10 protein-coding genes are annotated in these 6,492 nt (G+C 40.0%); 5 read left to right on the top strand and 5 right to left on the bottom strand.

Annotation, left to right across the window (positions count from 1 at the left end; genetic code table 11):
* From IEV18_RS16215 to IEV18_RS16205, 3 genes are all read right to left on the bottom strand, one after another.
* Nucleotides 1-227 (bottom strand): transposase family protein (locus IEV18_RS16215; protein WP_188393409.1); only part of this gene is annotated, 227 nt, incomplete at its 3' end.
* 192 nt (nucleotides 228-419) lie between these two features.
* Complete coding sequence (locus IEV18_RS16210) at nucleotides 420-929, bottom strand: DUF84 family protein (RefSeq protein WP_188393408.1); 510 nt, start codon at nucleotides 927-929, stop codon at nucleotides 420-422.
* Nucleotides 930-957: 28 nt separating this feature from the next.
* Nucleotides 958-2,031, bottom strand: a complete 1,074-nt coding sequence (locus tag IEV18_RS16205; RefSeq protein ID WP_188393407.1) for a M42 family metallopeptidase — start codon at nucleotides 2,029-2,031, stop codon at nucleotides 958-960.
* A gap of 142 nt (nucleotides 2,032-2,173) precedes the next feature.
* On the opposite strand from IEV18_RS16205, the gene IEV18_RS16200 reads away from it, so the two are divergent.
* Nucleotides 2,174-2,488 (top strand): PepSY domain-containing protein, encoded by a 315-nt coding sequence (locus IEV18_RS16200; RefSeq protein ID WP_188393406.1) that lies wholly within the window; start codon nucleotides 2,174-2,176, stop codon nucleotides 2,486-2,488.
* Nucleotides 2,489-2,531: 43 nt separating this feature from the next.
* On the opposite strand, the gene IEV18_RS16195 is transcribed toward IEV18_RS16200, so the two are convergent.
* Nucleotides 2,532-3,377, bottom strand: a complete 846-nt coding sequence (locus IEV18_RS16195; protein ID WP_188393405.1) for a YtnP family quorum-quenching lactonase — start codon at nucleotides 3,375-3,377, stop codon at nucleotides 2,532-2,534.
* 118 nt (nucleotides 3,378-3,495) lie between these two features.
* Between IEV18_RS16195 and IEV18_RS16190 the strand changes: the two genes are divergently transcribed.
* From IEV18_RS16190 to IEV18_RS16175, 4 genes are all read left to right on the top strand, one after another.
* The gene (locus tag IEV18_RS16190) at nucleotides 3,496-4,023 is read left to right on the top strand and encodes an HTH domain-containing protein (protein ID WP_188393404.1); all 528 of its coding nucleotides are present in this window, start codon (nucleotides 3,496-3,498) and stop codon (nucleotides 4,021-4,023) included.
* A gap of 129 nt (nucleotides 4,024-4,152) precedes the next feature.
* The gene (locus IEV18_RS16185) at nucleotides 4,153-4,296 is read left to right on the top strand and encodes a BA3454 family stress response protein (RefSeq protein WP_188393403.1); all 144 of its coding nucleotides are present in this window, start codon (nucleotides 4,153-4,155) and stop codon (nucleotides 4,294-4,296) included.
* A 225-nt stretch (nucleotides 4,297-4,521) separates the two neighbouring features.
* Entirely contained in the window at nucleotides 4,522-4,710 is a 189-nt protein-coding gene (locus IEV18_RS16180) for a hypothetical protein (RefSeq protein WP_188393402.1), read from the top strand.
* Complete coding sequence (locus IEV18_RS16175) at nucleotides 4,707-6,170, top strand: sodium:solute symporter family protein (RefSeq protein ID WP_188393401.1); 1,464 nt, start codon at nucleotides 4,707-4,709, stop codon at nucleotides 6,168-6,170. Before IEV18_RS16180 ends, IEV18_RS16175 begins: the two co-directional genes overlap by 4 nt.
* A 79-nt stretch (nucleotides 6,171-6,249) precedes the next feature.
* Here IEV18_RS16175 and IEV18_RS17390 read toward each other — a convergent pair.
* On the bottom strand, nucleotides 6,250-6,492 hold a 243-nt coding region (locus IEV18_RS17390), incomplete at its 5' end, for a maturase (RefSeq protein WP_229733697.1).

Below are 6,492 nucleotides of genomic sequence, written 5' to 3'. Positions count from 1 at the left end.
CTATATCTGCGCTTCCGATAAAAAATATAGCTTAAACGCTCAAACCATTTTAAATGCTTGATTTTTTGCACTCGATAATCATGTATTTTTCTCGTTTTTTTACCACATTTTGGACATATATGGGTTTGGACCTCCATTTCGACAAATATGGCTATTCGATCCTCAAATTCCTCCACCTTTGTAATAATTACATCTTCTAAACCAGGGATTTTTATGGTATTATTCATTTACACGCTTCTCCTCTCTTTTTGCTTGTTTCTCGTCAATTCAAGTATAAAAGAAATTGGAGAAGCGTGTTTTTATTTGTCTTTAAATTATTTCTAAACCCCAACATTTAGTATAGAGCCTCAAATAATTAATTTTGTTTATAGTAAAACCGGAAAACATAAAAAAAGCAGAGATTTCTCTCCGCTTTCGCGTTATTTCTCCATATTCCAGTATTCCCACTGCCCGCGAAGCAGCTTTACGACGTGGGAAAACATTTCTTTTCTCGAAATTAAGTCATTCGTAAAAATGCCGATTGCTCCCTCTTTATTTCGAACTTCCTTGCGTTGGGCAAAACTGTCCATTATCTCTCCAAGCTCTTTCCCATCCTTTAGTTTTTGGGAGATTTCCTCAGGCAGGACAATTCTTGCACCGCTGGCAGTAAAAATGTTGCCTTCAGGAGTTGCCATTGCTCCCCAATTACATAAGTAGCAAGTATCTCCGATAAACATAACCCCGCCTTCCAAGCCAATGCCGTATACATCAGGGGATGCTTTCCTGCATTCCAACGCTCTGTTAATCGCGCCACTCCTCGTTTCTTCATCGGACATAGGCTGTGGTGAGACACGGGATGGAACAACGGTAAAATCGACCGCTGCTTCAGGGAATATTTCTTCTACTGCTCCAACCTTTGTCGGATTTTTTGATCCAACACAAATTTTCAAAGCAATCCACCTTCTTTGCTAAAACCAATTACTTCGAACGAATTAGCTCGACTGTATTCCGATCTGTTGCTTTCACTAATTTAACTAATAATTCCTTTGCAGCCGCATAATCATCAATATGAATAATTGATGCCGAAGTGTGGATATACCTGGAACAAATACCGATTACCGCTGTCGGCACACCATCACCGGATACGTGAATGCTGCCCCCGTCCGTACCGCCTTGGGAAATAAAATATTGATACGGAATCTTATTTGTTTCCGCCATGTCTAAGACAAATTCCTTCATTCCCTGATGGGTAATCATGGAGCGGTCATAAATGCGCACTAATGCGCCTTTCCCAAGCTGGCCAAAAGCATTTTTGTCTCCAGACGAGTCATTTGCAGGAGAGGCATCCAACACGTAAGCAATATCCGGCTGAATCATGTTTGTTGCCACTTTTGCTCCTCGCAAACCTACCTCTTCCTGAACGGTCGCACCAGAATATAATGTATTTGGCAATTTTTCGTCTTTTAATTCTTTTAATAATTCGATGGAAAGACCGCATCCGTAGCGATTGTCCCAAGCCTTTGCCATAATTTTCTTCGGGTTGGCCATTGGTGTGAATGGTGTAACCGGGACAATAGAGTCCCCTGGCTTCACACCGATTTTTTTCGCATCTTCCTTATCGTCTGCACCGATATCGATGAGCATATTCTTCATTTCCATCGGTTTTTTCCGCTGTGCATCCGTTAATAAATGGGGAGGAATGGAAGCAATCACGCCGATTACCGGTCCTTTTTCCGTCATGATTTGCACTCTTTGAGCGAGCATAACCTGATTCCACCAGCCTCCAAGAGGCTGAAAGCGAATCATGCCATTTTCGGTTATTTGCGTCACCATAAAGCCTACTTCATCCATGTGTCCGGCAACCATCACTCTAGGACCATTTTCTTCTTTTCCATGCTTGACGCCGAAAATACCGCCGAGATTATCTTGGATTATTTCATCGGCATATTTTTCCAATTCTGTTCGCATAAATGCCCGCACCCGATGTTCATTGCCAGGCGCTCCTTGTAATTCGGTTAATGTTTTAAATAAATCCAGCGTTTCTTGATTCATCGTATGACCACCTTTCTAATCCCGCTTTAAGTATAACGGAAAGGTCTTCCATTTATCTACTTTGACAGGATATTTTTCAATTTGATTTTTATAATGTATACTAAATAATAATACACGATTCTAAAATTGAAGAGGTGAGATAATGGGTAAACGAAATCTTCTTTTCGCTTTTGCGGCTGGAGCAGCAGCAGGATATCTGTTAAAGCATCAATTGGATACATACCAGAAGATTACACCGGAAAAAGCATTGGATAACGCAAAAGAACTTTTTAAGAAAAGTGGACCGATCAATGGATCTTGGATTTATATGAAGCCTGAAGAAGTAAATAAAAACGGGATTATTTATAAAGCATATCGTGGCGGCGTTACGAGAAATGTTGACGGCAAGAATAAACAATATGAATTTTATGTCGATACAGAAACCGGCGGAGTCGTTGATATTGTTGAAACCGAGTAGAAATCGGCTCCATTCCGGTTTCTTTTTTTGCTTTTTGGCCCCTTTACCGATTCCGCTTAATCATATCGATTCGTTCACCGGCTTCATTAAAGCGAATTGCCCGGTAATAAGCATCATGATAAAAAGTAAACCAGGCTTTCTTATTAAACCCGTAATCTGTCCACTTTTCCTTTTCGTGTACACTCGTCACCGGATAATCGTCATAGGCCATTGCCCATAATTTATTTTGATGGGCATTTGTCGCCATCAGGTCGCCCATATGTATAAAAACTTCATCCCCGTCTTCATAAAGAATAATCGCATGGCCATCACTATGTCCGCCAGTATGTATCATTTTCAACCCTTCTGTTATTTCCATCTCGTTTGCAAAGGTAACAACTTGTTCTTGAATCGGCTGCCAATTCATTTCCCAATAAGTATTTACGGAACGAATATTAGGATTTCGCATTTCATTCCATTCAACTTCTGTCGTATATATCACTGCATTTTCAAAGACAGAGGCGTATTTATCCTCCGCAATTTTCTCCGTTAACCCGCATGCATGATCAAAGTGCATATGTGTCATTAATACAGCATCTATATCCTCCCGGGACAGGTTTAGTTTTTGCAGTGATTCCTCAATTCCGGACTCTTCTGTTACTCCAAAATTTCGCATCTGTTTTTCAGTTAACTTTTTATTGCCAATGCCTGAATCAATGAGATAGTTTTTTCCGCTTACTTGTATAAGCAAAGGATCTGTTCTTAATTCAATCTGATTTTTTTCGTTACAAGGATATTTTTTGCTCCACAACGCCTTCGGGACAACACCGAACATCGCTCCTCCGTCCAAGTGAGTGACACCGCCCCGAAGCCAGGTTACCTTCGCTTTTCCAACGTGCAATGTTTCCATACTTTCTCCCCTTTCAAAACAAGTGTAATCAATGTTTGAAAATTTCGCAAACAACTAGCGAATGCAAATGAAGGAAAATGTCCATGTCACCTAGAATTAAGATTTAGGAGGTGATCAGATGGCGCAAAAAGTGCAATTTTTTTCTACAGAACAATTGGCAAAACAGCTAAACGTCGGAACAACGACAATTCGTAAATATTCTCAGCATCTGGAAAAACAAGGATATAAGTTTGCAAGAACCGAACGCAGGGCGAGACAATTCACCGAAAAAGACAAAGATATTTTAATGCAAATGATTGCCAAAAGAAATTCAGCCAATATTACGGTCGAACAAGCAGCCTCAGTCATTCTTCAAGAAAACGGAATGCTGCATCCATCAAACGACTCCCCAAATGAAAACCATCAACCTTCTTTGGAACAAATTCATAAACTGCTGACCCGGCAGCAAAAATTATTGACACAGATCAGTGAACGGCTTGATTATTTTGAAGAGTATGTCCACCGGCGGCTAAATGAAAGAGACAAAGAATTGTTGAAGGAATTTAATGACCGTTTGGAAAAACAAAAAGAAATTTCAGCAGCCATTGAACAGGAACCGAACGAAAAACAAGGAATAATTCACAAGCTATTTAAGCCAAAGTCATAATTGGCCGATTAGCCGCCATTTGGATTCTTTTTGCCATTCAATAATAACAATAAGTTCACAAAATTGACACATTTACTCTTTTAAACTATATTATATATTAAAAACGCTTGTTAGAAAGGGATGAAATAGATGATTCAAGTAAACGTTACTGTCGATTATGAAGGACAAACGTACCATACAAATGTTATTGCAGCGAAAGATACGAAGGAAGAAGAAATTTTGCAAATGGCGCTGCATCAAGTAGAAAAGCAGCTTGAACAATTCCAGGAATAATGCCAATACTCCCCTTCCTAAAATATTTCCATTTCTTTTCCCCGCTATGAATTCCCCGATAAATTTGGATAAATTAACTTTAAAATATTGCTAAAGCATCCCTTTTTTGTTAATATCTTCTTGTATTTTTGGCAATATTTTTATATTTCCTTCCGCTTGTGAAAATATTCACAAGAATATTGTTCCATTCAGATGCAGAAACTACGTATAAACGGAGGTGCTTTCGTGAGAAAAAATGAAGCATTTTGGGCTGTAATTATTTTCATTGCAGTAGTTCTTGCCTTTGTAATTCCCTATACCGTTCTTGAAGACACAGCAAAATGGTATGGAAGTTTTCTGTTTTGGACGATTCTTACCATCATTGTAATTATCATTAATTATTTTTTAACGAAAGATTGGGGTAAGGAAGGATGAGTACGCAATTTGTCTGGTCGGCCATCGCAATTTATATTGGGATATCTCTTTTTGTAGCCTATTTATCCCGGAGCGGAAAACAGAGTACGATGAACAGTTATTTTCTCGGGGACCGGAAATTAAACGGTTTCGTCTCCGCCTTAAGTTACAGTGCTACGACATACAGTGCGTTTATGCTCGTCGGTTTAGCCGGGCTTACATACAATGGGGGAGTTGGGGCTTTAGGTTTTGAACTGATTTATTTAATGGGAGTTTCCCTTGTCGCCTTTTTCGGCCCCCGGTTCTGGATTGCCGGAAAAAAATTTGGCTATATCACTCCATCGGAAATGCTCGGTGACCGCTATAACAGTAAACTTGTTGCCATCGTCGTCGCTCTTTCCAGCTGTATTTTCTTAATTCCCTATAGTGCGGTGCAGTTATCCGGAGTCGGATATCTTCTGCAAGGAGTCACGAATAATCAAATTTCGTATACTACCGGGGTTATTATTGCAACGATAATGGCAATTGCTTTTAGTTACATCGCAGGAATTCGATCGGTTGCATGGACCGATTCTTTGCAATCATTATTCATGATTATCACTTCTACGGCAGTAGTATTAGTAATTTTACAAAGTTTAGGTGGTTTCCAAGGTTTCTTTCAAACTTTGGAAACAGATTATCCTGAATATTTAACTGTTCCCGGAAATGGTTTCTTTAGCTTTATTAACTTTTTGGGACTGACCATTCCCTGGTTTTTCTTTAGTCTGTCTAACCCGCAAGTGAGCCAGCGTTTATTTATGCCAAAATCATTAAAAAGTTTAAGGCATATGTTATTGGGGTTTATGGTTTTTGGCTTAATTTATACGCTCGTATCCGTTATTTGGGGTTATTCTGCTTTAATCTTGTATCCTGACCTGGAAAAAGCGGATTTGGCAACACCGACTGTTCTCCAGTCAACTATGATACCGCCTGTACTTAGTGTGATTGTTATGGTAGGGATTATGGCTGCCGCCATTTCCACGATTGACTCAATTTTGCTGACATTATCGTCATTATTTGCTCGAGATGTCTATGGAAATATGGCAAAGGTAAACAGTGACAAACTTCAGCTGCGCATCGGCAAAATCGTCATCCCGGTTATCGCCATCCTGGCATTTTTGTTTGCCCAGCTTGAGCTAAATTTAATTGCCGTACTCTCGGTTGCCTCCTCTGCCGGACTTCTAGTGACGATCCCGGCCATTTTCGGCACATTCTTCTGGAAACGAGGCACCTCGAAAGGAGTTTTAAGCAGCGTAATTATCGGAGGAATTCTCGTTTTTAGTCTGGAATTTACACAGACAAAAATGTTAGGCTTGGCATCAGGCATTTGGGGACTTGCCGTTTCTGCTTTTCTTTTCATTGTTGTCAGTCTGTTTACAAAAGCCCCGGATGAAAAGGCAAAACAGTTTCTCTCCACAATAAAAAATGGGTTAAAGTCCTAAAATTGAGATAGGGGGAGGTGACTAACCTCCGTCCCTCTCACACCACCGTACGTACGGTTCCGTATACGGCGGTTCCAGATTATGTATGACGCAAACTTTCATATCTAGCGGATATGCTCTTTAGCCCTTGGCTTGACCAGTATTTGGTACCAAGGGCTATGTGTAATATGGGACTCTTTGCGATACGCCAATATGCTTTCCTGGAGTTCGACCATTCATATGCCTTTTGTGGCGATATTCCTAATGAGATTAGTTTTCTCTTCTTGGTTCTTGGCAATTTCCATTCTTTCCAACGTATCATTCGGAGTCTTCGGTGTAACCA

The organism is Compostibacillus humi (assembly GCF_014637175.1).
In the GTDB taxonomy this organism is placed as follows: Bacteria; Bacillota; Bacilli; order Bacillales; family Amphibacillaceae; genus Oceanobacillus; species Oceanobacillus humi.
This window is presented reverse-complemented; position numbering and strand designations above follow the sequence as displayed.